Source organism: Mesorhizobium sp. M5C.F.Ca.IN.020.29.1.1 (assembly GCF_003997375.1).
Lineage (GTDB): Bacteria > Pseudomonadota > Alphaproteobacteria > Rhizobiales > Rhizobiaceae > Mesorhizobium > Mesorhizobium wenxiniae.
In genome coordinates this window covers 1-1,001 of the sequence record NZ_RZSW01001030.1, presented here as the reverse complement: position 1 = coordinate 1,001, position 1,001 = coordinate 1, and the positions used below count along the sequence as shown (strand labels likewise).

The window sequence follows — 1,001 nt, the reverse complement described above, 5'->3', positions numbered from 1 at the left end:
CCCTTGAGGGGGAGATGGCCGGCAGGCCAGAGGGGTCCCCGCGCATGAAGCGCCAGCCTTCCCTGTTCGCAATAAGAGGTCGCGTCTGAACGTCCCGACCCCTCTGTCGCCCTTCGGCGACGTCTCCCCCTCAAGCGGGGAGATTAGCGCCTCCATGCTAACATTTGGAATGTCGTCACGATTGCTGCACTATCATGGTACATAAGCATCGCTACATAAGGCGGGGACACACGCCTTTGGGAGAAATGGGCATTTGAAAGAAGCCAGGATTAAGAAACCGGAAGGGCAGCAGCGCTTGTTCGGCCTGTCGACGCCGGTCAGATCCGCCGTCATTCCGCCGCTGTCGGCGGCGCGCTGGCTCCTGGTGCTGATCGTTGCCGCCGGGGTCTATTTCTTTCATGGTTTCCTGGTCCCAGTGCTGGCTGCTCTCGTCATCGCCTTTGCCAGCTGGCCGCTCTATCGGCGGCTGCTTGCTGCTGTCGGCGGCAACCGCACGATCGCCGCGACATTGGCGATCCTGTTCATCCTCACTTTCCTGGTGGTGCCGATCGCGCTCGCCGGCGCCTACGCCAGCAACGAAGTCCGCGAATGGGTCGGCTGGGCGATCGAGACCAACCGCGAAGGCGCGGTGACGCCGTACTGGATCGCCACGCTGCCTGTGGTGGGCGACTGGCTGAACGAGCAGTGGACGCGCAATCTCGGCCATCCGGGCGGCATCGGCGAACTGATCCAGCTGATCAGCGGCGCCAACATCGGCAGCATCTACCGCGGCGTGCTGGCCGCCGGCGGCAGCGCCTTCGGCCTTCTGCTGGCGCTGCTGTTCATGATGATCGCGCTGTTCTTTGCCTATCGCGACGGCGAGCATTTTGCCGGGCAGGTCGACCGTCTCGGCGAACGCATCCTGCCGACCAGGTGGGAGCGGATTTCACGCGTCGTGCCGGCGACGATTTCCTCGACGGTAACCGGCATGACCATTATCGCCATCGGCGAGGGGGTAGTGC

The 1,001-nt window shown here is 63.6% G+C and carries 1 protein-coding gene; it reads left to right on the top strand.

The window, feature by feature from the left end; translation table 11 throughout:
* Window positions 1–253: 253 nt before the first annotated feature.
* The coding region (locus EOA85_RS35980) for an AI-2E family transporter (RefSeq protein WP_164760170.1) at window positions 254–1,001 on the top strand (748 nt) is incomplete at its 3' end.